This window comes from Gilliamella sp. B14448G11, from assembly GCF_016101765.1.
In the GTDB taxonomy this organism is placed as follows: Bacteria; Pseudomonadota; Gammaproteobacteria; order Enterobacterales; family Orbaceae; genus Gilliamella; species Gilliamella apicola_N.
Genome location: NZ_JACFPX010000046.1, coordinates 1 through 497, shown reverse-complemented (window position 1 = coordinate 497; position 497 = coordinate 1). Strand labels below are relative to the sequence as shown.

General features: G+C 38.4%; 1 protein-coding gene. It reads right to left on the bottom strand.

The features are described 5' to 3' along the window. Positions 1 to 310, bottom strand: a 310-nt coding sequence (locus H3S88_RS13640; protein ID WP_374190653.1) for a contractile injection system protein, VgrG/Pvc8 family, incomplete at its 3' end; no start/stop codon positions are given. Positions 311 to 497 lie beyond the last annotated feature (187 nt).

Here is a 497-nt window from a genome sequence, read left to right as displayed (position 1 = left end):
TTCCCTGTCCTTGCACCGTTAATATCATTACCCCCTCATCTATTCCGGCAATCGTACTGCCTTTGATGCGGATATGTTGACCCGGGGCTAAATTGGCTTGATTGCTTTTACCCCGGATAACAATCTGACGGCTAATTGCATGTTCATGGCGAATGCGGGCATACCATTCACCACTTTCAACACCATTACTCGTGTTAGCTTGATTACTGTTAATATCACTGCTGTTGTTATTGCTATTATTAGTGTTATCGCTATTATTGTCGTTGTCATTACTATTGCCGTTACTGCTTTGACCGTCGTCGGTATCGATATCACCACTGTTTTCATCATCATTACTGTTGTGATTATTTATATCATTGTTATTGGCATTACTACCATTGCTATGTAACCCTTTATAGTGCTCATCATAACGGTGGATAGGCTACACTAATTAGTACCAATTTTATAAGGTCATTGTTATGATAAACCAACAATAAAAAAAGGTAACAATAATGACA